The following is a 24843-nucleotide window of genomic DNA, read 5'->3' as shown; positions in this document are numbered from 1 at the left end:
ATTATTTTCATTATTTCCCTATATCAACAAAAAATAAAGGAGTAAATTCACGCCAAATTAACAAAACCATTACAACAAAAAGTCACCTCTACAGCGGATTGACACCGTTCGAGAAGTCAGCGTACGAAGGATGTACAAATGAGTGAAACCCTACTTGCCCTAGTGGCATTTTCGCCAATTGTTGTTGCCGCCATCTTATTGGTTGGTCTCAACTGGCCTGCTAAAAAAGCCATGCCTGTTGCGTTCGGTCTAACCGTCGCTATCGCACTAATGTTTTGGGATATGTCAGCCAATCGCGTACTGGCCTCCGTATTCCAAGGACTGGGCATTACTGTCTCTGTTCTATGGATCGTGTTTGGTGCCATCTTCTTGCTCAACACTTTAAAACACACTGGAGCGATCACCACAATCCGTAATGGATTTACCGATATTTCGGCTGACCGCCGTGTACAAGCCATCATCATTGCTTGGTGCTTTGGCTCGTTCATTGAAGGCGCATCTGGGTTCGGTACCCCGGCAGCAATCGCTGCACCACTACTGGTTGCAATCGGCTTTCCTGCGCTAGCCGCTGTCCTTATGGGCATGATGATTCAGTCAACGCCTGTTTCATTCGGCGCGGTAGGCACGCCTATCATCGTAGGTGTAAACAAAGGTTTAGACACCCATAACATCAGTGAGTCGTTGGCCGCACAAGGTGCAACGTGGGAAATGTACCTGCAAGATATCACAGCGCACGTTGCTGTCATTCACGCAGTCGTAGGTACGATGATCCCAGTATTAATGGCGATGATGTTAACACGTTTCTTCGGCAAGAACAGAAGCTGGAGTGAAGGTCTGGATATTCTACCATTTGCGTTATTCGCTGGTATCTCTTTCACCGTTCCATACGCGTTAACCGGTGTTTTCTTAGGTGCAGAGTTCCCTTCACTTATCGGTGGTTTGGTTGGTCTGTCTATCGTTGTTACCGCAGCGAAAAAAGGCTTCTTAGTACCAAAGACTAAGTGGGATTTCGAAAGCGAAGACAAATGGCCTGCAGAGTGGTTAGGTTCGCTAAAAGTCGATCTAAACGACAATCCGGGCAAGCCAATGAGCATCGTAAAAGCTTGGGTTCCATATGTAATGCTGGCAGTTATTCTCGTCGCAAGCCGCGTAAGCCCAGAACTGAAAGGCTTTGTACAAAGCGTAAGTTTGTCGTTCACCAACATTCTTGGTGAGACTGGCGTTAGCGCTGCGATTCAGCCGTTATACCTTCCTGGTGGCATTCTGGTGTTTGTCGCACTACTTGCTGCAATGTTACAAAGCGGCAGCGTAAAGCCATTGCGTGAAGCATTTGGCGAGTCAAGCAAAACACTGATTGGGGCCGGTTTTGTCTTGGTATTTACCATTCCGATGGTTCGTATCTTTATCAACTCAGGCATCAACGGTGCTGACCTAGCAAGTATGCCCGTCACAACCGCAAACTTCGCCTCTGACCTTGTTGGTTCTGCGTTCCCAGCGCTGAGTGCCACCGTTGGTGCACTGGGTGCGTTCATCGCTGGCTCAAACACGGTATCAAATATGATGTTCAGCCAGTTCCAATTCGAAGTGGCACAAACGTTGTCTATTTCGAGTGTGATTGTTGTATCACTCCAAGCCGTCGGTGCTGCCGCAGGTAACATGATTGCGATTCACAACGTTGTTGCCGCATCAGCCACGGTAGGTTTGCTTGGTCGAGAAGGCGCAACATTGCGTAAAACGATTATCCCTACGTTCTACTACATTGTAATGACAGGCATTATTGGATTGGTGCTGATTTATGGCTTCCAAATGACAGATGTCTTAATGAAGTAACGCGAAATGCAGGGTTTACAGCCCTGCCTAATTTGACACAGCTGTCTGCACTACTACCCCGACATGTTGATTTAGCTTGCTACATCAATTCCCCCGACAGCTGTGTCACCCTTTCCAGTTTGCATAACTGATTGAGTGATTTAATAAAATTTTTCAACCAATTATGTAAATGGGTTACCAACATCACCGATTCAAACGTAAGTGAACCATAGGTAACTATACTCATTTTGATGTCTTCACTGCTTTGCGATGAAGGCTCAACGAAAGAGCAAATTGCTCCACAACTTTGCTTAGAATAACCGCTAGGACACCATTATGATTATCTCAGCTTCTACTGACTACCGCGCTGCCGCGAAAGCCAAGCTTCCCCCGTTTCTATTCCATTATATTGATGGCGGCTCTTACGACGAACGCACGCTGAAGCGTAATACTGACGATTTAGGTGATGTCGCTCTTCGCCAACGCGTCCTACGCGATATGACAGATTTGAGCCTCGAAACCGAGATCTTCGGTGAGAAACTGGCAATGCCAATCGCGCTAGCTCCTGTTGGTCTAACTGGTATGTACGCGCGCCGAGGCGAGGTGCAAGCAGCAAAAGCAGCCGAGAAAAAAGGCATCCCATTTACTATGTCGACTGTTTCGGTTTGTCCGATTGAAGAAGTCGCACCTGCAATTGAACGTCCAATGTGGTTCCAGCTTTACGTGCTTAAAGACCGTGGCTTTATGAAAAACGTACTTGAGCGTGCAAAAGCAGCAGGCGTAACAACGCTGGTGTTTACCGTTGATATGCCAGTTCCTGGCGCACGTTACCGTGACATGCACTCAGGTATGAGTGGCCCTAACGCGGCCATGCGTCGTGTATTCCAGGCGATGCGCCACCCAAGCTGGGCGCTGGATGTGGGTCTACTTGGTAAACCGCACGACTTAGGTAACATCTCAACTTATCGTGGCGAACCAACAAAGCTAGAAGATTACATCGGCTGGTTAGGCGCAAACTTCGACCCTTCTATCTCCTGGAAAGATCTTGAGTGGATTCGTGATTTTTGGGATGGCCCAATGGTTATCAAAGGCATTCTAGATGAAGAAGACGCGAAAGATGCGGTACGTTTCGGCGCAGATGGCATTGTGGTATCTAACCATGGTGGCCGTCAGTTAGATGGCGTACTTTCAAGTGCTAAAGCACTGCCAAGCATTGCGGATACGGTAAAAGGTGATCTTAAGATCTTCGTAGACTCTGGTATTCGTACTGGTCTTGATGTCGTTCGTATGCTCGCACTTGGTGCAGACTGTACGCTTCTTGGTCGTTCATTTGTGTACGCATTGGCAGCACAAGGCGGAGCAGGCGTTGAAAATCTACTGGATCTGTACGATAAAGAAATGCGTGTAGCAATGACGCTGACTGGAGCTAAGTCTATCGCGGATCTTTCACGCGATTCGCTAGTGAAAATCCCATAATCTTTGCGAGCGAGCAAAACAGAAACGAAAAAACGAGCCAACAGTGGCTCGTTTTTTATTGCTCTTCAACCCGATAATTTGACGAGCAAGCTAGCTAACTTGGTGAACGTACTCGATCACGACTTGGTTTCCGTCGATAAACACGTTACTGATATCACCATCCACCGTCACACGATTTTGTAAATAAACGGTACCAGATGCAGATAGATCACGCTCCGTCAAAGACGGAATCACCTGACCAGGACGTACATGTAGCTGCTCGCATAGCTGTTTTACAAAACCTAGCGTCAGTGGAGAATTACCACGTAACAAGCCAGAAAACTCGTGTAGACTCAAACCAAGGCGCTTAGCCATTTCCATTTGAGTGATGTGCATTTTGGCTTTTTGTGACATCCAGATGTCGTAGAGCGCGTTTCGATCCAGCTCTGTAAATTCCATATCTGCCTCCGCTAATTCAAGAGCCAATACACTCTCACACTTACTTAAGATAAATGTTAGCGATAAGTCAGAGAAGTTATAATTGATCGTCCAAATATCAACCCTCAATCATTGGTAGCGTACCTCTGAACATGCATGAGGCGGTCGCTCAACAGAACATTGAGGTGACTCTCTTGTCATCGGAAGGAAAAGTCCATCTCGGACGGTTTAGACATAAGTAAATGATTTAAAGGAAATCACTGGGGTGAATGAGTAATATCTGCTACCTTTCCTTCCATGGTTCACTAGAAATAAGTTACATATGCCACAGTGGTTTACCGAATTACAAAGCTACATTGAAACGTCTCATCAAAATTGGAGTGGAAGCGTCCTTTTCATTACGCTCGCTAGCTTTATAGCTTGGATAGCTTGGCGGCTGATCCGCTCTCGCCTCGCTGCGCTCGTAGAGAAAACGCCCTTCCACTGGGATGACATGTTGCTTGATGCGCTAAAAGCGCCAGTCAGTACACTCATTTGGTGTTGGCCAGCAACCGTCTCTATCGGCATCATATTAGAGAGCGAGCTCAACGATAAAATAAACTGGTTAAGTACGCTGAAACTGATTTTAATCATCAGCATCTTCGTATGGACCGTTATGCGGCTCATTACCAATGTTGAAGAGCATGTTCTCGAACAAAAGAACCGAGATGAAACAACAGTACAAGCGATAGCTAAGGTCGCGCGCCTGTTCTTTATTACCGTCGGAATTCTAACCGTAATGCAGGCATTTGGTCTGTCACTATCGGGCCTACTTACCTTCGGTGGTGTTGGTGGCTTGATCGTCGGTTTAGCGGCGAAGGATTTGCTGTCTAACTTTTTTGGAGGTCTTATGATCTACTTCGATCGTCCATTTAAAGTTGGCGATTGGATCCGTTCTCCAGACCGACAAATAGAGGGGACAGTAGAACGCATTGGCTGGCGCATGACCATTATCCGAACTTTCGATAAGCGTCCACTGTATGTACCAAACTCTGTGTTTAGCAGCATTGTCGTAGAAAACCCATCTCGCATGCTGAACCGACGCATCTACGAAAAAATTGGACTTCGTTACGACGATGCTGAAAAAATGCCGCAAATTATCACCGCGGTAAAAGAAATGCTGAAAAATCACAAAGACATTGATGCACGCCAAACACTTATCGTTAATTTCGATACATTCGGTCCATCATCATTGCACTTCTTTATCTATACCTTTACTAAAACCGTGAATTGGGTGAGATACCATGAGGTTAAGCAGGACATACTGCTTAAGGTAATCAACATCATTAAAGAACACGATGCAGATATCGCGTTCCCTACTCAGACGCTTAAGCTTGATCCTATACAAATGGTAAAAGCGGAAGAGCAAGAAGATCACGGCTTCTAGTTTTCACCAATACCCAAATAACCAAGCCCGCTATGTTTAAGCGGGCTTTTTATTTTTCTTCGCATGAAGTGGTTATTGTTGCGTTAACACCATACGTGCATTCAGCGGTTGGATTGGGCGATTGTTTTTCCCCATTACTTCCGAAAAAGATTTTATCTGCTCAGGAGAAATAGTTTGTGCTTCTTTCATCACCAACCAACGTACACCTTCAGAGCATGGCGGTGTCGTTAGTGAGCCGTTAAAGCGGTAGTAGTCTTTATCACTTGGGATAAGGGCATCAGCATCAAATGGAACCTTGATGGTAACATCTTGATCTTTAGTTGGAATGTTAGCTAGCATCTTAGCTAGATCTGGGTTCGCGTCACCCAGTTTAAAGAACACCGCGACAACAGCTAGATGACCTACTTTGTCGGCATGCACAAAGTGTGCTTCTAGAGGGTATTCTTTACCGTCCACATGGTTTTCAGATGGCGTATGGAAGTGGAACTGTTTCAACGTAAACTCTTTACCATCAATGGTGAGTGTGTTTTTACCTTCTAAACCAGTCTGTAAAGTGTGACCGTTGTTCAGCAGTGAAATGGCCTTACCTTCGTAGTCGAAATTCAATTTTTCTAGCTTCGCTTCGGTCGCCGATTCAATGTTGATTGGGCTCTGGTTTTGACCTTTTGCGCACTCAGATGCAAACTCACCCCAATGAGCTGGCCCATGGTTTCCCTCGTAGCCCCAGCTTGCTGCATAAGCTGTTCCTGTAAATACCAGTGCCAAACCTAATGTTGTTAGTGACTTCTTCATCATTTTCCTTATTTCTGAAAGTTAAATTCCGTGAGAATAAAGCCATACTAATCTCACAAAATTAAGCAGTGACAGAGTGAAAACTATGATTACAAAAAATTTTTGGAATAGAAGCCTCTAATGATGTAATTGACATGATGCTCAAAATTGAACGTCAACGATTATTGAATCGGTGTAAGTACCTGCAGGAGGGGTCGTTTGGCTGGTTAGTATCTGCGCGCGATAATTATAATTCTGTGGAGTGATACCATCAGGAATGGAGCCGCCAGTATCGACGTCACTGTGTTCACGACGTTCAGAACTGGTTCCTCCCCAGCGCTCCATCGTTGATGACTTATAGATTTCATACTCCAAATAGTGACCACTAGAAATCATTCGCCGCTGACCGCCGGACGCATTTAGGCCGTCATTCAAGCCAATGGAGAAGGAACTATTCTTGGTACAAGTTAACGATATAACCTGACTGACCGGTTCAAAACCGGCCACTAATGGGGACGAACCAAAATCAATATCTGGCGCTGTGATCATACAATCAGGGGTCACTTGCAACTCAACCGTAATCACGCTTTGAGCGCTGCCATTGGCGCGGCCAATGCATACCCCTAGAACCCCGATCCCCTTACAGTAATCCCAATTCCAGGATACGGTGATTTGGTCTTTATAAGTCCCAGCGGAAAGATTACTACCCACTCCCGTCCGAGCATAAAGCGGAAACTCAGCTTGAGTGCCAAACAACCCGAGTAAATCGAGTAACCCGATTTCAAAAAAATTGTAAGTTTGGCCGAATACATACTCTTGTGAAAGACCTGGATCGCCAAAAATCTGATAGCTGAGCTCCGAACTCGGATCATCCTCATTTAATAGCAAACCATTATTTATACTGTTAAACGTTGCTGATACGTAGTCGCCACTTAACAAAGACACAAGTGTAGAAAAGTCACACGTAATCCCCGCATGAGGCTGAGCTTTGCTGCTGAGAGCTTGAAACAGTAAACGAAGAAACATTGCCAAACAAGATTAAAGGTGTTGCCGCCGTGAGCTGACAAGCCATTGTCGAGCACGAGAAAAAGAGAAGTAGGCTAGCAAACCAGCTGCGCAAAATCATAGTGCGGTCTCTTCTTCGGCTTTGATACAAACCTGCTCAGGCAATGTTTGTATTTTTTGACTGTCACGCTGATACAACCCCTCAATAAACACTTTACATGGCGGCTGTCCTTGAGGATAAAACTGAATATAGCGGCCTGGGTCAACGCCTTCAAAGTACGTAAAACCATCCCAACCAATTTGGCTTGTTAAGCCCGTTTCTGAGCGGCCATATGTACCAATCGGAAGGAACAAATGATTTTCGTCTACCACCGTCATGCTCAGTGCAATTTGTAGCTCTATTGGGAACTCTAACAGGTAGCCGTAGCCCGAATGTATCGAAGCAAACTGCTCTGTTGCAGAAAACGCAGCATTGGCAGGTAAATTAAGTGGATCGATTTCATATTTGGCGGTGTAATACGCCGCAGCCCAAGGAACAAGTAGGTAACCTTCATCGTCTGTCACTCCGACAATTTGATTTTCATATTTAACCGGAATACCTTCAAAACCACTGGTGCTCACCACAGCGAAGCTGTCATACACTTCATTCGCCGGGAATATTTCTCCATCCAACGTAGAGACCGAACCTGCCATTTCCGCAAAATAATCATAGTCGCCACTGGTGCCATTTAACCCCGCTCTGAACTGCGCCCATGACGCACGGTAGGTCAAATCAGCCTGTTTACGGTTTTCTGGGTGTTCGTTAATATCATGCGCTAAATTGACGCCCCACCCACCTCGTATTGGCGCAAGGCGGCTGTAACCCACTCGCCCTCGCACATCGCCATCGTCCTCTCTTTTCAGCGTTAGCCCCGAACTTCCCCCCAAAGAACTGAAAGGTAGAGAGAATTGCGCCAACGTAACACTCTGACCACCAATACTATGATTGTAAGAAAGGGACATATTGATATTAAAAGGCAGAGCGTAGCTATAAGTGAGATTTAGGGTACGTGAATCTGAGTCGGATTGTTGAATATCAAAGTACCCACCAGAAAGTGAGCCCCAATCTCCCAAACGGACTCCCATATTGATTTGTGATAGATGGCGCGACGCGAGTGAAGCGTCTTTGCCTTCATCGAGCATTTCGTAATTTGGTAAATGAGATAAGGTATAAAAGTCGGCTTGTTCTACTTGAGTTCGAGCAGCGAAGCTAAACAGCCGAGACTGATAACTATAACCTAGCGCATATGAGGTAGATTGATCCTGAAAATTACTCACACGAAACGAGGCATCCACCGTACCCAAGTTGAAAGCATTAGTGACAAAGCCCAGCCCCGCAACGATCAGGTCATCTTTTGCTTCGGCTTGAGCTTCTAATGTTAACCAATCAGTCATGCCATGACGCAGAGCGGTAACCACGCCACCGTCTCCATAGTCGTTAGATGCATTACCGAAATTTTCTCTGATCGCACCAATACTCGCACTGTAAGATGTAAATCCGGTCTTGAGTAGTTCGGAAGAGAGAAAAAATGGGCTGGTCATGACCGTTTGCTTACCTTGAGCATCCGTTGCAATTACCGTTGCTTCCCCAGCACCAGAGAGCATTGGAATATCGTTAATAATGAAAGGACCGGGCCCAACATTCATTGAGTCAGTTTTAAAGCCATTGATAAACAAATCTAACGTAGTGGGCGCTGTGACCTCACCGTAAAATGCAGGTAACGGCGTCGTCACGACATCCGGACGCATAGAGAAATCATGCGACAACTGAATACCCGCCAGTCTTACTGGTTGGCTCCAAGATAAAGGGCGAACAATATAGTCCCCTACCTCCATACGAATTCGCTTCTCTTGATTGACGTACTCGTAACTCGTATCAAAACGAGTGTACTGGCTGCTTTGCTGGGACTGAACATCGCGATGAAAGTTAGATTTAAATATCCCGGTAGTAGAAAAAACGCCAAACTCAGAAAAGGCTCTGACTTCATGATTTATAGAAACCTCCTTTTGTCGGCTTTCGTTCTCGTACACACCAAATACGTTGTAGTTAAGCAGGCCACCACGCCCAAACTGAGCCGGGGAAAATCGCCCCATATCCTGCGCTGATAAATTCTGCATCGGTAACCAATTAGGCGGTACGTCAATTGCGAGTTGCAATGACGATTGCAAGTAACGCACGTTAACACCTGGGATAGACGTAACCTCAAGTCTCTCTTCGGTTCCAGGCAACGACTTGGCGGTAACCCCAACTGAAATGAGGTCCTCCCGGAGCAAAAAGAACTGATCGCCAACTCGCTCAACTTTCGCAACAAGCCCTGTTGCTCTTTGATTGATCACCAACTCCAGATTGAGGCTGATATTCTCAAACTTTTCTAAAGAGAAATTTTCAGGACTCGGTAGCTCAGAGAAGTGGTTTGCTGAATTTGCACAAAGACCAATACTGCTCCACGTTACGCTAAGTAATACCAACCAAAAGAAAGCATTCATTGTATTAAATCTATTCATTATTGCTTCAATGGTATTTGGTAACGTTTACCTCCAATATTCGCGCTCAAACTCATAGGTCTGACATTACTATGGGGAATAGACCAAACCTTATACTGTTCAGGAAGAATATAGCCAGCTAGTCCATCGGAAATAACGACAGGATCTTTATTTGGTAGGTTCAATTGTAAATTCACTAAGCGAACATGGTGTTTTCCTGAATTTTTAATGTGAACAAAACGCTGATTATTTTTCTTAATAAACTGTGCCTGTAAATCACCCCATAATTCACTGTCACGGTTTGGTTTTTGAGTATCAGTCAGCCCTTTCCCGTAAATAAACAAAGGTATCGAGTAACGCATTCGGACTTTTACAGCGAGTTCATTTTCCGTCAATTCTGTTTGAGGGTTTTGAGTTGGCGGTAATTCATCTATGATCACTCGGTATGCATACTCCTTACCTGCAGAGGCCTCATCTTGGTTGATGATGCGGATTAACTGCTTTTCACCTGGTTCAATTTTGACAAACGGAGGGGTTGCAATTAACTGGCTTTGACTTGAATAACTATCTTCTCCTTCGTTTTGTTCCCACTTAAAAATTCTCACCTGTAAATAAGAATCAACACTGCCTTTATTTACCATCCAAAGTGATGTTGCATTACTCTCCTCTGATATTTTGGGGTAAATTGGCCAAATTAATAATGAGTTAGCGTTGGCATTTGAGAAAAAAACAAAAAGGAAGGCTATTAATAATAGTTTTTTGAGTATGAATTCCATTTCACCCCTCCAAAGTTCACTTACCACTCTAATGTCAGCGTAAGCGTATCCATATAAATTCCAGCCATTTCATTCCCATTTATTGTCGCCTTTGCCCAGATAGGAAACTGAATATTATCTGGGTCTTGGTCAGTATCGACGGAATATTGCGTGTCAATATCAAGCACCTGCGTGTAATTTAGATCCTGGAACAAAAAGTAATCTACCGTTGTCGCTTCTTCACTGTGCTTTAGCTTACGTACACCATCCGATGCATTCATCCCGCCATTTACGGAAACATTCATCGTAATACCCGGAGTACAGCTTAATGTGAGTGATGAACTGTAAGTGATGCTGCCTTGTACTTCCGTCGCGTAAACTGAAGAATGCTCACCAAAATCTAACGTGCCTATTTGCCCGGCTTGGGTTGCGCTTTCTTCTTGTACTGCGCCGTTAATCAAACAACCTGTATCTACGGTGGCAGACACCTGAAAAGTTTGTGTCGCATCAGCCAGCACAGTTAAAGAGCACAAACTCATCGCGACAAGTGAAAAGCCCCTAACAACCAGCGTCACGTTTTACCAGCTTAGCGTCACACTGATGGTATCGGAGTATGTGCCGGCAATGCTGCTCGTACCGTAAGCTTTCGCAAAAAGCTCAATAGTTTGCGATGTTGCACTAGTAAATTCAGACAGAGCTACCGTCCCGCCTTGTATAATTTGTGTGCTTCGGTCTGAATCGGTAAACAACGTATAATCAATAAATTGCGCGCCATTTGACATCGCGTAGGTACCAACGGTCGCACTTGCATCATACAATCCGGTGCCCAATGTAAACGTCGGTGTCACACCGTTACTACAAAGCACTTCAATACCCGTCGCACTACCACCATTTACCACACCATCTTGTTCACTGAAGATTGCAGGCACGTCTCCAAAGGCAAGTGAGCCAAAGCCAACGCCAGAAGCTGCATCTACCGCATTATTTCCATTAATCACACAACCTTGTACAAGGTTAATTGAAACATCAATCGTACCGCTCACTGACGCTCCATTCGCTTGCCAACTAAATGAGGTTAAGAGCAGAGGCATCATCAGATAAAATCTTTTCATATAAAGCTCCATTTTTACATTCCACTGTATATCGGTAACCTTTTTATTAGTTATAGCTCAATTATAACAAACCAAATGCATATAAAATGTAAAACAATAAAAAGAAGCAGGATAAGGATAAAGACGAACAGAAAATAAAAACATTAAACTTAAAAATGACGATTTTTAAGCATGTAATGCTAAAAAATAACCACTAAAAACAAATGGTTATTATCTTATTCCAAATACAGAATCGACAATGAGTTAGAAGGTAGGGTGAAGTTGAGTGGAAAAAATCTAAAAAAAGTAGCAGAACGATACGAGAAGTTTAGAAAAGATTGGCGACCATTTCTTCCCGAAACAAAAATCTTCATGAAACAAAAATGCGCCCCAAAAAGGAGCGCATTTCTTACTTGAATAAGTTATTCCCAATCAAGAATAACTTTGCCTGACATACCGCTGCGCATTACATCGAAGCCTTCTTGGAAGTCATCAATCTTGTAGTGGTGCGTGATGATTGGCGATAGATCCAGACCAGATTGGATCAGTGAAGCCATCTTGTACCAAGTTTCGAACATTTCGCGACCGTAGATACCTTTGATCACCAAGCCTTTGAAGATAACTTGATTCCAGTCGATACCCATGTCTGACGGTGGAATACCTAGTAGTGCAATGCGACCACCGTGGTTCATTGTGGTTAGCATTGAGTTGAATGCTGCTGGGTTACCAGACATTTCTAGACCAACGTCGAAGCCTTCTGTCATGCCTAGCTCAGCCATTACGTCTTCTAGCTTCTCTTCAGCCACGTTTACTGCGCGTGTTACACCCATCTTACGAGCAAGTTCTAGACGGTATTCGTTCACGTCTGTGATCACTACGTGGCGAGCACCAACGTGTTTAGCAACCGCTGCTGCCATGATACCGATTGGGCCAGCACCTGTGATAAGCACGTCTTCACCTACTAGGTCGAAAGAAAGTGCTGTGTGTACTGCGTTACCAAACGGGTCAAAGATAGACGCTAGATCGTCAGAGATGCCTTCAGGGATCTTGAACGCGTTGAACGCTGGGATCACTAGGTATTCTGCGAATGCACCTTCGCGGTTAACGCCCACACCAATCGTGTTACGGCATAGGTGAGTACGGCCGCCACGACAGTTACGACAATGACCACACGTGATGTGACCTTCGCCAGATACGCGGTCACCGATTTCAAAGCCACGGACTTCCTGACCAATCGCAACCACTTCACCCACGTATTCGTGACCGACAACCATAGGCACTGGAATGGTTTTTTGTGACCATTCGTCCCAGTTATAGATGTGTACGTCTGTACCACAGATAGCGGTTTTCTTAATTTTGATCAGAATATCGTTATGGCCGACTTCAGGTTTATCAACCTCAGTCATCCAGATGCCTTCTTCAGGCTTTAGCTTTGATAATGCTTTAATTTTCATAATGTAACCTTAATTAAAGGCCCTATTGTCTAAGGCCTAGAATCTTAAATAAGACCCATGTCCTTACCAACTTGGATGAACGCGTCGATTGCACGGTCTAGTTGCTCGCGAGAGTGCGCCGCAGACATTTGAGTACGGATACGTGCTTGACCTTTTGGTACTACAGGGAATGAGAAGCCGATTACGTAGATGCCTTTCTCCAGCGCACGCTCTGCAAATTCTGCTGCTACTTTTGCGTCGCCAAGCATGATTGGGATGATTGCGTGGTCAGCACCACCCATTGTGAAACCAGCGTCCTCCATACGAGTACGGAAGTGTGCTGCGTTTTCCCATAGACGATCACGTAGGTCACCGCTCTCTTCTAGTAGATCTAGAACGCGGATAGAAGCGCTTACGATTGCTGGTGCAACAGAGTTAGAGAATAGGTATGGACGAGAACGCTGACGTAGCCAGTCAATCACTTCCGCTTTACCAGATGTGTAACCGCCTGAAGCGCCGCCCATTGCTTTGCCTAGCGTACCAGTGATGATGTCGATACGGTCAACCACGTTGTGGTGCTCGTGCGTACCTGCACCTGTTTTGCCCATGAAGCCAACAGCGTGAGAGTCATCAACCATAGTCAATGCGCCGTACTTCTCTGCTAGGTCACAGATAACCGGAAGGTTTGCTACTACGCCGTCCATTGAGAACACACCGTCCGTTACGATAAGAATGTGGCGAGCACCTGCTTCTTTCGCAGCGATCAGTTGTTGCTCTAGCTCTTCCATGTTGTTGTTTGAGTAGCGGAAACGCATCGCTTTACATAGACGAACACCATCGATGATTGACGCGTGGTTTAAAGCGTCAGAGATGATTGCGTCTTCTTTGCCTAGAATAGTTTCAAATAGGCCCGCGTTTGCGTCGAAACATGATGTGTAAAGAATCGTATCTTCTTTACCTAGGAACTTAGAAAGCTTCTGCTCAAGCTCTTTGTGGATGTCTTGCGTACCACAGATAAAACGTACTGAAGCCATACCAAAGCCGTGCTCGTCCATGCCTGCTTTACCCGCTTCGATAAGTGCCGGGTGGTTAGCAAGACCAAGGTAGTTGTTCGCACAGAAGTTTAGTACTTCTTCACCAGTAGAGATTTTAACAGCCGCTTGCTGTTGAGACGTAATGACACGCTCTGATTTGTAAAGGCCTTCCGCCTTTACTTCTTCGATTTGCTGCTGAATCTGTTGGTAGAATGCAGAAGACATTTGAAATTCCTTCCTAGTTATTTTGGCGAGTATTTACTCGTTTAGAATTAGGCTTAGCCTTTATGTGACGGGCGTCACGGGCTATCACTCATCAATTAATTGTAGTGTAATTCAAGGAAGGAGGAAGGATTATACCTTAAGGTGGAAAAGCATTAATGAATCCTAGGCATAAATTCAATTAATGCTTTTCTATGAGGTTGTTATAAAAGGAATTATAGCCAGGTAGGCTTAGCCAAAAGTGCTTCAAAGTCCTTAGCAGGTAATGGTCGGCTATAGTGGAAACCTTGTCCGAACTCACAGTTTAGGTTTTTCAGGTAATCCACATGACGCTGTTCTTCGATGCCTTCTGCGACGATCTTAAGATCCAGCGCTTTCGCCATTGCTATGATTACGTTCACAAGCTCGCGGTCTGAGTCGTTCTCGAACATATTTTGCATAAAGCTACGATCAATCTTTAAGCGGTCGAACGGAAACTTCTGCAAGTAACTCAGCGCAGAATAACCAGTACCAAAATCATCAATAGTAAGTTTGGTGCCTAACGCTCGTAAGTTATTAAGCATGTCTAATAGCTCAGAATCGTGATTGAAGAGGAGACTTTCTGTCACTTCAATATCGAACTTATCTGACGGAAGACCAGACTCCTCAAGGCTGTGTTTAATAAACGTAAGTAAGCGCTCGCAATACCTAAATTGAACACTAGAAAAGTTTACAGAAACAAACAACGGAGTCAGACTTTGCCATTGTGCCGCTTGTCGACACGCTTGTTGAATAGCAAACTCACCAATTTGATGAATTAAACCATTTTTCTCTGCAATAGAGATAAACTCTTCAGGGTTTACGAATCTGTACTTGTCATCATTCCAACGCATTAGCGCTTCTGCCCCTACGATTTTACCACTACTCAGCTCAATAATTGGCTGATAATACAGTTCTAACAACTGATTGGAGATCGCACTTCTCAGACGATTTTCCAGATCCAAATAGCGTTGCAAATCTTGGTTCATATTATGGTTATAAAAACAAAAGCCATCACGCCCATCTTGTTTCGCCCGATACATTGCCATATCTGCACATGCAAGAAGCTGCTCAGCGTTGTCTCCGTCATCCGGGAACACAGACATTCCGACGCTACTACTCAAGAAGAATTCATGGTTGTTCCAAACAAACGGATCGTTAAACGCCGAAAGTACACTTGAAGCAACTCGCTTTGCAGTATCATTATCAGGCAAATCAGGGATGACGAGTAAAAACTCATCCCCACCAATTCTCGCCAATAAGTCTGTTTTTCTTGCGACTTGATACAGTCGCTGAGCACTGAGTTTAAGGATTTCATCCCCAACAAAGTGTCCCATTGAATCGTTAATCTGCTTAAAGTGGTCTAAGTCGATGAACATCACCAAAACTTTAGACCCACTACGCGATGCCCTAATTAACTCCAAAGCCAATCGCTCGGAACCATAACTACGATTAGGTAAATTGGTTAATGTGTCATATTTAGCTTGGAAGGCGAGTTCTTTTTCAGACGCTTTTCGACGTTCAATTTCGTTCGTTAATTTTTTATTCTGTTTAGAAAGAATATCTTTACGCTTTTTTTCTTCCTCAAGCTTAATTTTCAATTCAATCCTATTATTGTTCGTGATGAATGCATAACATAAAGCAATGACGATCATAACGGCGAGAATACTCAAACCAATAATAAAGAGCCGTGATGTAAATATATCTCGTTCACTCAAAGGCTCGAACCACGCCATCAATTTGAAGTGATGTTTATCCACAGGCACTTCAAAGTAAATTTTTCCGTCTATAGCCTCAGAAACGAAATAGTTCTCATCCTTATTGTGAGAAGGTGTTTTATTTATGGTATCCCATACAACCATTTCCACGTCTTTTATTTTTAGCACCATTCGGCTATAACTATCTTCATGTTCTTGGTTAGTAAGTTGGTCAATAACAATATTCTTATTAAGATCGGCAATTAAAAAGGCAACAGGCTTTCCGGAGAACTTAACTTGCTTAATGACTTGAATGCGAACGTCATCATTGTATCGCGTCGCACAAACCTCTTCGGGATGCCCGTGTTGAGTCATTAAGGTTTGTATGTCCATTTTGTGCTCGGCAAGGTTTTCAGATCCAGTGGTGACAATGGTGACTCCATCACTGCCTACCAGCGTGAGCTTCTTATAGATTTGGCTGCTATTAATTAGCTTACTGTCTATCTTCTCATCGAAGCGACGCTTTAAATTAATTAAACTTGCACCTAACCCATACTCCATTGACATGCCAGAAGCTAAATTACCAAAGAATGTTTGTATTGTTTTATCTGTAGCTAGATTATCAACATCTTCACTCGCTATGGTAAATAAATTATCGAGTGTGCTTGCATAACTTTTTACTTTTAAATCTAGTTCTCTGTATTGAGATTCTTTTAACTTATTTTGACCTACGCTAGTCACAGTAATAAGCATAGCTAAGTAAATTGAAACTAATATTGCGCTTATTGTAATAAATCTTTTACTGGAAAATTTTTTAACGGCCTTATTCATCGGACTTTCTTTTTATCTTCTATAAAGTAATCGTTATAAAAGTAGTAAATAGATGGATAGTATTTTTTTACTAGTTTTTCGTATGAACCGTCTTTTTTTATCGAGTCTAAATAACGATCAAATGCTTTGCGTAATTCAGGGGAATTTTTACGGAATGCAACAGCCATTTTTTGATTTTCAGATATAGGGCCAATGACTTTTATTTCACCCGGCCATTTTTCGAGGGCAATTAGCGTATCCGCAACATCTAATAATGTGCTTTCCGCATCATTTTTCATTATCGCTGGAACCATCTCATTAAGGAGACGCGCCCCATCAGGTAATATAACTTTTGCACCTGTGTCATATAAGTCATAAAGGTTAGGATCCAAGCAAGAATGTTCTAAAGCTAACACTTCGCGACCATCGATCAGCTGCTTGACGTTTTTAACATCTTCATCGACTGACCCACTTGGTTTAATCGGGCTCAGACTAGAGTCGGATCTGGAAACCAACCATACACCTGAAGGAAAATAATCTTGTGAAAAATCGACAACCTCAGAACGCCAATCAAGAATAGTAACGCCATTTGCGATCAAATCGCCTTCAATTGGAACACTTTCTCCGACAACAGCCTGCTTGTTGTGATATTGCACATTTTGCCCTGTCAACTTACCAACCACGTCGCTCCACTGTGCTGGAACATACTGGTACTGAACACCTAACGACTTGGCAAAACCTTTTATTATCTCTACATCCAAGCCAGTCAAAGTTTCCACTTCACCTTGTTCAATATAGGAGACAAAGTTAGCGTACGGGACACCAATGTGACGCAGTACACCGCGTTCACGGATTTGTTGTAAATCGTCTGACCAAGCGGCAGACGACGCAACAGAGGTAACCATGAGCGCCACCGTCGCTAAAGTTCTTTTGAATGTTATGACTGACATAATAATATCCTTACCTTTCACAAAGCGCCCAATAATGGGCGCTTGAGTGATAAACAACGATGTTAGAACGACGAGTAATACAAATTCGTCATCGCCACTACGAGCCCTTCCACATCTTGTTCGTCATGGAACAAATGCGTAGAGATACGCAGCGCGTAAGTATCAAAGTCATCATCCTTATGCAGCTTAAAGCTAGTCGTACGGATGATGTAACCATACTCTTCACGTAAACGATCTCGGAATTCCGTCAGTATCTCTTCATTAGTTACATCGGAGAACGGGTTAACCGTCGTTAAGCCACTGGTTAAGCCTTCCACGTTTGGTGAATACATTTTGGCTTGTGGCAAGTACTCTTGAAGCAAGGTTTTACATAAACTACCAAGGCTTACAACTCGCTCTTCGATACGGTCTCGACCAATCTCATCCCACATTTTGCAACTATCAACTAGTGCTTGTTTCGCAGGATAGTTATCGTTACCAATGTATTGCATTTGCAGCTGTTTACCTAGGTAATCAGCATGAGAAAGTGAGGAGTTGATCAACCATAACGGGTTCTCTCGGTCACTCCAATACTCATTCAAACGGTTACCGTTATCACGAACATACAGAATACCTGTCGCGCCCGGACCACACTGCCACTTATGACCAGATCCTGCATAGAAATCACAATCCATATCGTGGAAATCAAGGTCAAACATACCGACCGTATGCGCGCCATCAACAAGAGTAGGTACACCATACTCTTTTGCTAAAGCACAAATGGCTTTTGCTGGTAGCGCGGTTCCTGTTTTGTATGTGATATGAGAGAAAACAATTAGGCGAACGTTTTGATTCGCATCAAGCGCGTCTCGGAACGCTTGAATGTAATCTTGCTCAGAAACGTTTTCGGTACCAGTAAATACTGGTAGTTGAATTTCTACCACATCCACACCAAAACGATGTTTCGCTACGTTCATAGGTGATGTTGCAGCAATATGTTCATGGTGTGTCGTTAGAATCACATCACCTGGTTCAAAGTGTAAGCCATTAATGATCGAGCATAAGCCATCAGTAGTGTTGCGGCTGAGAATGATCTCTTCTGGGTTAGCACCAAAACCTGGCGCGACGTCTTTAACCATCTCTGAAACATAAGGCCAAGAGCCAAATTTGCCTTTCATATCCCAAGGGTATTTAGCCACCAGCTTGTTGTTATGCTCGTAATCTTCAAGAACATGTTTTGGCATTGAACCTGTTGTACCAATGTTCATGTAAGTGGTTCGTTTGTCCAAAACGAACTGTCTTCGCACTTTACGCCAGAAGCGCTTATCGTGTTTTCTACCTAGCCCGCGGCTGCTCCAATCAATTTTCTGTTCTCGTGCTTGAGCTACGCCTGAGAAAGCGGAAGCACTCACACCAGCAACAACAGCTCCTGTTGCGCCTTTCAGAAAATTACGGCGGCTGCTATTAGTCTGAATAGATTCCTTGTCTTTCATCTTTTTCAATCCTTGTCGGAAATTAGCCATATTATTAATTTTAAGTGCGTAACTATCTGTTACTAAAACATTATTACCCATTACAATCAGAGTTTAATTTTTTCCTCTGCCATTAAGTGACTTTAGTTCCAATTTTTTATCTTATTTGATGATATAAGCAACAGTTTGACCACAAATCTATAAACAACAATGTTCACATTAATATATTCGTTAATTTGATTATTCTTTATTGCGGACAATTCCACCAAATTCTTTATAAAACAATTATGAGCTTTGTTATAAAGTCATTAAAAATTTAACTTTGCGTTAATTTAAAAATATTCAGGCTATTTTAAGATTGGCGTCTATTCTTTTTATATCTTAACGATCTCAACATGTTAAGACTAAATAAAAGAAAGCTGATTTCGGATCGAGATATCAGTTTAAGACCATAAAGTGATACACATCACTCTATGACATAAACTCACCGCTCAACATACATAAGTAAAACAGGTTTTCACTAATATGTGCTTGAGCGTACACCCTAAAAGAAGGAGGTCCCATGTTAAAAGGATTGCTATGCATTTCAGTTGCATCCGCTCTTGTCGCCGCACCTAACGTGCTAGCAAAAACGGTAGAAATGACTGCTCTCAACACCAATGAGAGTGCGGGTACCATTGAGATTTCACAAAGTGATTTTGGCGTTGTTTTTACGCCTCAATTATCAGGTTTGTCAGCAGGTGTGCACGGTTTCCATGTTCACACTAATCCATCTTGCGATAGCATAGAAAAGGATGACAAAACCGTATTAGGCGGCGCAGCAGGTGGCCATTATGATCCTAACAACACAGGGAAGCATGGCTATCCTTGGACCGATGACAATCATTTAGGCGACTTGCCTCCACTCTATGTGGACATGGACGGCAATGCCAATCAGCCCGTTGTCGCGCCTCGCCTAAAATTATCGGATTTAAAAGGTCGAGCGTTAATGATCCATGCTGGTGGTGACAATCACTCCGATCACCCAAGTAAGCTAGGTGGTGGCGGCGCTCGCGTCGTATGTGGTGTTATTGAATAAACATTAACTTATGTCTCACACTTCTCTTTAGATTGCGAGAAGTGTGAACTTCTGTTGATACTGAGAGGATGTCGCATTGGTCTCAAGGTAGCTGTGGTGAAGCATTAAGATCGATTGGACAATCTTCGTCCCGATCCCCAAAGAACCGCCCTCCGCTTCTTCCTCAATGTGATTGACGAAGGTAAAGTGGATACGCGACTTATCCTCACTCAAATGCGCTTGGCAATGCACTTCTGAGCCGATTGGGCTGTGGCGCAATGCATTTTCAAGCAGGTTCAATACCAACCGCTCTAAGAGTCCTTTATCACCCACGGTTTGGATTTCACTATCGATATCCACTTTCAACACCACTTCTTTACGAGAAAACTGGCTCTGCATCGTTTCAGCACATTCTGCCATCAACGCTCCCAAATCCACGGGGCGGTACTCGTAGTTTGGCATTGGTGCTTCTTTGCGCGCGGCGTCTAATAAAGAATGCAGTTGAGTTGAGAGCTTCTCACAATTTCGGAAAGCGACGTCAATCAAAGGATCGGATTCCGGATGTTGCAAACGCCAGGTTTCCAAATAGCCCAGCACGCTCGATAACGGCGTTTTTAAATCATGACTAAGCTGCAACAAGCTTTGACGACGATGAGACGATTGATACTCCAACTGTAAAAATTGCTGCTGAATATGCTTCGCCATCATCTGATAAGAGTGCGCAATCGGTACGAGCTCCGGCACTTGGTGAGTAAAATCAGGTTGCAGGCGGAAATCATGTTCAGCTTGCTGTTGAAGTTGTTTGGTCACACGCTCAATCGGGTTCAACAGACTACGTTTGACCAGCACATAAGCCCCAAGAGCAAAACCTAAAATGGATACTAAGACCAATCCTGCCAGCGCGATATAAGGAGTATCGACTTGAGCATTGGCAATGGCGTCATGTCGGGTACTGCCAATCACCACGTAGAGATAACCGACCGTAGAGCCTAATTCCTCTATCGCCGCAACAGAAAAGACTTTGTGCTCACCACGATTACGTGGGTCTTCACCCAAAATAGGAAAGGGTTGGTCATTTAAGAATTGCTTAATGGGATTGAGATCCACCTTACCCATGATCTCCGCCCCTTCTGGTGCTGCATGGGTGGTGATATTGCCTTGGCTATCGAGGAAGTAGATTTCAAAATCAGGGCCGATCAGCATGAGCGTGTGAAAGATCGACTTGAGTGCTTTAGGGTTGTAATCCGTGCCGATCATTAGCGGATTATCGTCACGCATATGGCTAGCTAGCTCTTTATGCAGGCTTTGCTTAGTGCGTAACTCAATGGTTTCTTTTTGCCAATTGTAAGTCAGTGCAATCACCACCGCCGCGAGGCAGAACCACAAGCTAGTAAATACTACCAAGCGAGATTTGAAGCTCATCCTATCGCCTCCTTAAACAGCGGTGTTTTTGAAACACCCGTGATGATTAAAAAATGACGGTGAAAACAACTGCCGACTTACTGTTGGCTTGATGTTTTGACTTACTTTCTTGCATTAGTGTCTTGGCTGAAACTTATATCCAACACCCCACACGGTTTGAATGAAGTGATGATCAGAATCAGACAACGACAATTTGCTGCGTAAACGGTTAATGGTGCTACACACCGTATGGTGATAACCAGAATGACTGGTGTTCCAAACGTGATCGAGCAGTTCATCTTTACTGTAGACTCTGCCCGGACGAGTCGCGAGAAACTGCAGCAAAGTAAACTCTGTCGCGGTAAGAGTGACGTCTTTGTCGTTTAAGGATACTTGGTGCAACTCCGGGATGATTCTCAGCGGACCAAAATCCATCGCATCGTCTAGGACTTCATCTGCTACTTTGACTTCTGCGGTTTGGCTGACTCTGCGTAGCACGTTTCGCACTCGTGCTTGGAATTCTAATACGCTAAATGGCTTAGTGATGTAGTCATCAACGCCCGCTTCTAAACCGTCAACCTTGTCCATTTCACCGTCTCTGGCTGTCAGCATGAGCACTGGGCTCCAATCTTGTTGCTGACGCAAATAATGGCAGATGTCTAGACCATCACCATCTGGCAAACCTCGGTCAAGGATCAATAAATCAAAGGGTTGTTGCTGATATTGCGCTTTAGCATCGGCGACATTTGTGGCTCGCGACACTTGGTGTCCTTGAAACTTGAGATGCATCTGAACCAGTTCTGCCAAATCATCGTCATCTTCCACCAACAAGATGTTCGCGACTAAATTGATTGCCTGTTGTTCCATGGTCCTTTCCTTGCCTTCGAGTATCCTCACTTTGCACATGACCGGAACAAATTAGAAATTCTTTCAAAAAAGGTTCCGATGACGCCATGAGGGATAAAGCGCTCGGCTACAAGCGCTTTGGAAAGGAGACGTCATCGGAGCCTGTGTTACTCGACTCGAGTGATGGTGACTTTCGCACCTGGGTTCAAGAAACGATGGTTCGCAGAAAGTGCTGAGTTTGTTAATCCATCATCTTGGCTAACTACCCCCGCATGAAAAGCAACAACGTCATTGCTGTCATTACGAGCGGCATTGAAACCCTCACCGCCACCTGCTGGGCCCGGAATGGTTGCGGCAAGCTCATCGTTTAGCTCTGTACCGGAATCCCAAACGTTCATGCTCATTTCATAGCTTTCACCTACTGCGAGCGATTTGAGCGATAACCCCGTTTCGCCAACAAAGGCATCATTGGTATTCACAAACATAGACGCCACAGACAAGTAACCGTAACGACTAGGGTCAACCGTGATGGTGACTTCGTCCGATGCACCCGGCAACACCAATCCATTACCCGAAATACCTTGGTAAACACTGTCATTGCTGTTCATCAACTCAATCAGCTCAGCGTTACTACCGCCTTCGGCAAGATGCTCAAGTTCAACAGATGCAGCTTGGCCAATTTCAAACAGTTGGTAGTCACCATTGTGAGTGAGTACCGCAAGCGGAGACATAGGTTGATTCGCAGTCAAGTTCGCAACGTTGACGGTGTAGCGGTACGATTTCACTACATCGTTATCATCATCGCTTGGACAACCGGCGAGCAAGCCGACTGAAGCTGCTACTAGTAAGATTCTGTATTTCATACATCCCCCTTACTTCACAACGATTGTGATGGTTGCGACTGGGTTTAACCAACGATGGCTGCTGCTGTCTAAGTCACTGATGCCGCCAGTTGGATCGCTATCACCAAGGTTACCCGGATGCACGTGAACTTTATCGTTAGTTACTGTTGCTTCAACGCCTGTGCCGCCAGTACCAAAGGTAATGAAAGGTGGGTTTGGCATGCTAGACGCAAGTTCATCGTTCGCTTCTGTACCGGCATCGTAACTTCTTAGCGTTGCTCGGTATGTACCCGCTTCCGTTGGAATCTTCCAGCTATCTAGACCGACGAAACCGTCATTGGTTGGCAGCAGCATCGCGCTCAAAGAAAGATAACCGTGGTCGCCACTGTCCAAGGTGAAGGTGGTTGCAACACCCGGATTCAAAATGCCGCCAGCAGGATTCTCAACCACCGCACCACCAGCGTTACCAATCACACTAGCAAGCCCAGAGATATCACCACCTTCTGCCATTGCTTCTAGTTCTGGCGTTGCTGCTTGACCCGTTCTGAACATTTGAAGATCAGAACCATGTGCGGCAACAATAAGAGGCGTAAAGTAGATGCCTTTGGTTGCGTTTGTCACGGTGATTTCCAATTCCGCTGCATTCACTGATGCAGAGCCTAGTGCCATAGCGACTGAAGTCATGACGAGTCCGAGTTGGGTACGTTTTTTCATTGTGATTCCATCCTTTAATGAGGGTTGAACTACCCAAGCCCATGTGTACGGCTTTACTTCTTTGTTCGTGACTTGAGTAGGTTAAGCATTACGTTTCGAACGTTTTGCGTTCTTGCCTCTAAGAATGACGAGCAAATCTATCAGCAACTTCATCGAATTCTCATAAAATTCTCACAAGTTCTGTTCGAATTCTGTCAGCAGCACTTTTTTATTTATACTCAAGTAACCTCGAGATGCTTGGTTCAGCGAGGATGACTTGGTTTGAAGGCGAGGCAACAATTTGAAAATCTAGTGGTTCTAAATCGAAAATTGTTAACGAAGCATGCGAACCAAGGCAACTCGCCCTTCGGGAGCGTGCCACTGAAGCAATTTCTTCGTCAAACAACTTGGAAAGAGCTCGCTATTCCGCTTCGTTGTTTTCCTTGCTTGCTTTCGATAAATAGGGAATCAGTGACAACGCTCTGAACCATGTATCTTGAAGTCACTTGAGTATATTCAGATATTTACACTTCGCGCTTTCCCCTCCTACAATGCGGTATTCTCTGTTTAAATCACGATTCTCACCATGATTCATAACGTTCTGTCTGCCTACTATGGCGAAATCTACGGCATCGCTTTTTTCAACCACTACTTGAGCCATTACGCCCAAAGTGAACAACAAACGCTGTGGCAAACCTTGATTGAAGTGGAAGAACTCACCGCAGAAAAGCTCAAACCTGTACTGCTGACAAATGGCATGGATATCGAAAGTCGATACCAAGAGATGCTAGATAAAGGCTTGGCAGATGCAACCAAGTGGATTGGTTTACCATGGCAAGAGTTGGTAGCGACTCTTCTGAAGTGGGTAGAACCTTATGAGGTAAAATATCGAGAGTGGCATGAAGAAGTGAACGCTTCACAGCAGTACTCAATCGCTGAGCGAGAAGCTATCGAGTTAATTGCAGACCATGAAACGGCCATTTATCACTGTTGGCAGCAATACCATACTGGTGAATCTGGCTTGCCTGCACTCAATGCATTTTTGGCAAAATATCGTTAAAGCGAGACGGTGACACTTGAACCTTGTGAAACCGTACCAGACAATATCGTTATTCC

Annotated in this window: 21 protein-coding genes; 5 read left to right on the top strand and 16 right to left on the bottom strand. The window is 44.4% G+C overall.

Annotated features, from left to right (window positions below):
• The first annotated feature begins 138 nt into the window (after positions 1-138).
• Together R8N46_RS01780 and lldD are read left to right on the top strand one after the other, a co-directional pair.
• Positions 139-1830 (top strand): L-lactate permease, encoded by a 1692-nt coding sequence (locus tag R8N46_RS01780; protein WP_213972110.1) that lies wholly within the window; start codon positions 139-141, stop codon positions 1828-1830.
• 315 nt (positions 1831-2145) lie between these two features.
• On the top strand, positions 2146-3285 hold the full coding sequence (gene lldD / locus R8N46_RS01775) for an FMN-dependent L-lactate dehydrogenase LldD (RefSeq protein ID WP_115386802.1): 1140 nt from the start codon (positions 2146-2148) through the stop codon (positions 3283-3285).
• Positions 3286-3375: 90 nt separating this feature from the next.
• Here lldD and R8N46_RS01770 read toward each other — a convergent pair whose 3' ends face one another.
• Entirely contained in the window at positions 3376-3723 is a 348-nt protein-coding gene (locus R8N46_RS01770) for a helix-turn-helix domain-containing protein (RefSeq protein WP_005375109.1), read from the bottom strand.
• 301 nt (positions 3724-4024) lie between these two features.
• Between R8N46_RS01770 and R8N46_RS01765 the strand changes: the two genes are divergently transcribed.
• Complete coding sequence (locus tag R8N46_RS01765; RefSeq protein ID WP_005375107.1) at positions 4025-5128, top strand: mechanosensitive ion channel family protein; 1104 nt, start codon at positions 4025-4027, stop codon at positions 5126-5128.
• Positions 5129-5200: 72 nt separating this feature from the next.
• Here the strand turns inward: R8N46_RS01765 and R8N46_RS01760 are convergent, their stop codons facing one another.
• From R8N46_RS01760 to R8N46_RS01710, 11 genes are all read right to left on the bottom strand, one after another.
• A complete protein-coding gene (locus tag R8N46_RS01760; RefSeq protein WP_005375106.1) occupies positions 5201-5920 on the bottom strand; it encodes a carbonic anhydrase in 720 nt (239 codons plus the stop codon).
• 141 nt (positions 5921-6061) lie between these two features.
• Positions 6062-6925, bottom strand: coding sequence for a spore coat protein U domain-containing protein (locus tag R8N46_RS01755; protein ID WP_318098206.1), 864 nt, complete (start codon positions 6923-6925; stop codon positions 6062-6064).
• Positions 6926-7021: 96 nt separating this feature from the next.
• A complete protein-coding gene (locus R8N46_RS01750) occupies positions 7022-9448 on the bottom strand; it encodes a fimbria/pilus outer membrane usher protein (protein ID WP_412034984.1) in 2427 nt (808 codons plus the stop codon).
• Positions 9448-10203 (bottom strand): molecular chaperone, encoded by a 756-nt coding sequence (locus R8N46_RS01745; protein ID WP_054574910.1) that lies wholly within the window; start codon positions 10201-10203, stop codon positions 9448-9450. The genes R8N46_RS01750 and R8N46_RS01745 overlap by 1 nt, the downstream gene beginning before the upstream one ends.
• 20 nt (positions 10204-10223) lie before the next feature.
• The gene (locus tag R8N46_RS01740; protein WP_017820521.1) at positions 10224-10721 is read right to left on the bottom strand and encodes a spore coat U domain-containing protein; all 498 of its coding nucleotides are present in this window, start codon (positions 10719-10721) and stop codon (positions 10224-10226) included.
• A 39-nt stretch (positions 10722-10760) separates the two neighbouring features.
• Positions 10761-11306 carry a spore coat U domain-containing protein gene (locus R8N46_RS01735; RefSeq protein ID WP_021035866.1) on the bottom strand — a complete coding sequence of 182 codons (546 nt, stop codon included), beginning with the start codon at positions 11304-11306 and terminating at the stop codon, positions 10761-10763.
• 389 nt (positions 11307-11695) lie between these two features.
• On the bottom strand, positions 11696-12727 hold the full coding sequence (gene tdh, locus R8N46_RS01730; protein ID WP_005383983.1) for an L-threonine 3-dehydrogenase: 1032 nt from the start codon (positions 12725-12727) through the stop codon (positions 11696-11698).
• Positions 12728-12771: 44 nt separating this feature from the next.
• Positions 12772-13965 (bottom strand): glycine C-acetyltransferase, encoded by a 1194-nt coding sequence (locus R8N46_RS01725; RefSeq protein WP_115386805.1) that lies wholly within the window; start codon positions 13963-13965, stop codon positions 12772-12774.
• 212 nt (positions 13966-14177) lie between these two features.
• The gene (locus tag R8N46_RS01720; protein ID WP_213972109.1) at positions 14178-16508 is read right to left on the bottom strand and encodes a putative bifunctional diguanylate cyclase/phosphodiesterase; all 2331 of its coding nucleotides are present in this window, start codon (positions 16506-16508) and stop codon (positions 14178-14180) included.
• Entirely contained in the window at positions 16505-17437 is a 933-nt protein-coding gene (locus R8N46_RS01715) for a transporter substrate-binding domain-containing protein (protein ID WP_005375093.1), read from the bottom strand. The genes R8N46_RS01720 and R8N46_RS01715 overlap by 4 nt, the downstream gene beginning before the upstream one ends.
• A 62-nt stretch (positions 17438-17499) precedes the next feature.
• Entirely contained in the window at positions 17500-18909 is a 1410-nt protein-coding gene (locus R8N46_RS01710; protein ID WP_005375092.1) for an aminotransferase class V-fold PLP-dependent enzyme, read from the bottom strand.
• 541 nt (positions 18910-19450) lie between these two features.
• Between R8N46_RS01710 and R8N46_RS01705 the strand changes: the two genes are divergently transcribed.
• Positions 19451-19966, top strand: a complete 516-nt coding sequence (locus tag R8N46_RS01705; RefSeq protein WP_115386807.1) for a superoxide dismutase family protein — start codon at positions 19451-19453, stop codon at positions 19964-19966.
• Between the two features lie 27 nt (positions 19967-19993).
• Here R8N46_RS01705 and R8N46_RS01700 read toward each other — a convergent pair whose 3' ends face one another.
• From R8N46_RS01700 to R8N46_RS01685, 4 genes are all read right to left on the bottom strand, one after another.
• A complete protein-coding gene (locus tag R8N46_RS01700; protein ID WP_005383993.1) occupies positions 19994-21367 on the bottom strand; it encodes a sensor histidine kinase in 1374 nt (457 codons plus the stop codon).
• Between the two features lie 114 nt (positions 21368-21481).
• Positions 21482-22213: a response regulator transcription factor gene (locus R8N46_RS01695; protein ID WP_181881326.1), complete on the bottom strand. Its 732-nt coding sequence runs from the start codon at positions 22211-22213 to the stop codon at positions 21482-21484.
• 146 nt (positions 22214-22359) lie between these two features.
• The gene (locus R8N46_RS01690) at positions 22360-23055 is read right to left on the bottom strand and encodes a spondin domain-containing protein (RefSeq protein WP_115386808.1); all 696 of its coding nucleotides are present in this window, start codon (positions 23053-23055) and stop codon (positions 22360-22362) included.
• Between the two features lie 9 nt (positions 23056-23064).
• On the bottom strand, positions 23065-23748 hold the full coding sequence (locus R8N46_RS01685; protein ID WP_005384002.1) for a spondin domain-containing protein: 684 nt from the start codon (positions 23746-23748) through the stop codon (positions 23065-23067).
• 565 nt (positions 23749-24313) lie between these two features.
• On the opposite strand from R8N46_RS01685, the gene R8N46_RS01680 reads away from it, so the two are divergent.
• Entirely contained in the window at positions 24314-24787 is a 474-nt protein-coding gene (locus R8N46_RS01680; RefSeq protein ID WP_045479764.1) for a hypothetical protein, read from the top strand.
• The last annotated feature ends 56 nt before the right edge of the window (positions 24788-24843 follow it).

This window comes from Vibrio sp. 1874 (assembly GCF_033344395.1).
Lineage (GTDB): Bacteria > Pseudomonadota > Gammaproteobacteria > Enterobacterales > Vibrionaceae > Vibrio > Vibrio alginolyticus.
The sequence above is the reverse complement of the archived record's forward strand: the minus strand, read 5'-3'. Positions and strand labels throughout refer to the sequence as shown.

Coding starts and splice junctions, on each gene's coding strand:
- R8N46_RS01780 (WP_213972110.1), top strand. CDS start 139: ATGAGTGAAACCCTACTTGCCCTAGTGGCATTTTCGCCAATTGTTGTT.
- lldD (WP_115386802.1), top strand. CDS start 2,146: ATGATTATCTCAGCTTCTACTGACTACCGCGCTGCCGCGAAAGCCAAG.
- R8N46_RS01770 (WP_005375109.1), bottom strand. CDS start 3,723: ATGGAATTTACAGAGCTGGATCGAAACGCGCTCTACGACATCTGGATG.
- R8N46_RS01765 (WP_005375107.1), top strand. CDS start 4,025: ATGCCACAGTGGTTTACCGAATTACAAAGCTACATTGAAACGTCTCAT.
- R8N46_RS01760 (WP_005375106.1), bottom strand. CDS start 5,920: ATGAAGAAGTCACTAACAACATTAGGTTTGGCACTGGTATTTACAGGA.
- R8N46_RS01755 (WP_318098206.1), bottom strand. CDS start 6,925: ATGTTTCTTCGTTTACTGTTTCAAGCTCTCAGCAGCAAAGCTCAGCCT.
- R8N46_RS01750 (WP_412034984.1), bottom strand. CDS start 9,448: ATGAATAGATTTAATACAATGAATGCTTTCTTTTGGTTGGTATTACTT.
- R8N46_RS01745 (WP_054574910.1), bottom strand. CDS start 10,203: ATGGAATTCATACTCAAAAAACTATTATTAATAGCCTTCCTTTTTGTT.
- R8N46_RS01740 (WP_017820521.1), bottom strand. CDS start 10,721: ATGAGTTTGTGCTCTTTAACTGTGCTGGCTGATGCGACACAAACTTTT.
- R8N46_RS01735 (WP_021035866.1), bottom strand. CDS start 11,306: ATGGAGCTTTATATGAAAAGATTTTATCTGATGATGCCTCTGCTCTTA.
- tdh (WP_005383983.1), bottom strand. CDS start 12,727: ATGAAAATTAAAGCATTATCAAAGCTAAAGCCTGAAGAAGGCATCTGG.
- R8N46_RS01725 (WP_115386805.1), bottom strand. CDS start 13,965: ATGTCTTCTGCATTCTACCAACAGATTCAGCAGCAAATCGAAGAAGTA.
- R8N46_RS01720 (WP_213972109.1), bottom strand. CDS start 16,508: ATGAATAAGGCCGTTAAAAAATTTTCCAGTAAAAGATTTATTACAATA.
- R8N46_RS01715 (WP_005375093.1), bottom strand. CDS start 17,437: ATGTCAGTCATAACATTCAAAAGAACTTTAGCGACGGTGGCGCTCATG.
- R8N46_RS01710 (WP_005375092.1), bottom strand. CDS start 18,909: ATGAAAGACAAGGAATCTATTCAGACTAATAGCAGCCGCCGTAATTTT.
- R8N46_RS01705 (WP_115386807.1), top strand. CDS start 19,451: ATGTTAAAAGGATTGCTATGCATTTCAGTTGCATCCGCTCTTGTCGCC.
- R8N46_RS01700 (WP_005383993.1), bottom strand. CDS start 21,367: ATGAGCTTCAAATCTCGCTTGGTAGTATTTACTAGCTTGTGGTTCTGC.
- R8N46_RS01695 (WP_181881326.1), bottom strand. CDS start 22,213: ATGGAACAACAGGCAATCAATTTAGTCGCGAACATCTTGTTGGTGGAA.
- R8N46_RS01690 (WP_115386808.1), bottom strand. CDS start 23,055: ATGAAATACAGAATCTTACTAGTAGCAGCTTCAGTCGGCTTGCTCGCC.
- R8N46_RS01685 (WP_005384002.1), bottom strand. CDS start 23,748: ATGAAAAAACGTACCCAACTCGGACTCGTCATGACTTCAGTCGCTATG.
- R8N46_RS01680 (WP_045479764.1), top strand. CDS start 24,314: ATGATTCATAACGTTCTGTCTGCCTACTATGGCGAAATCTACGGCATC.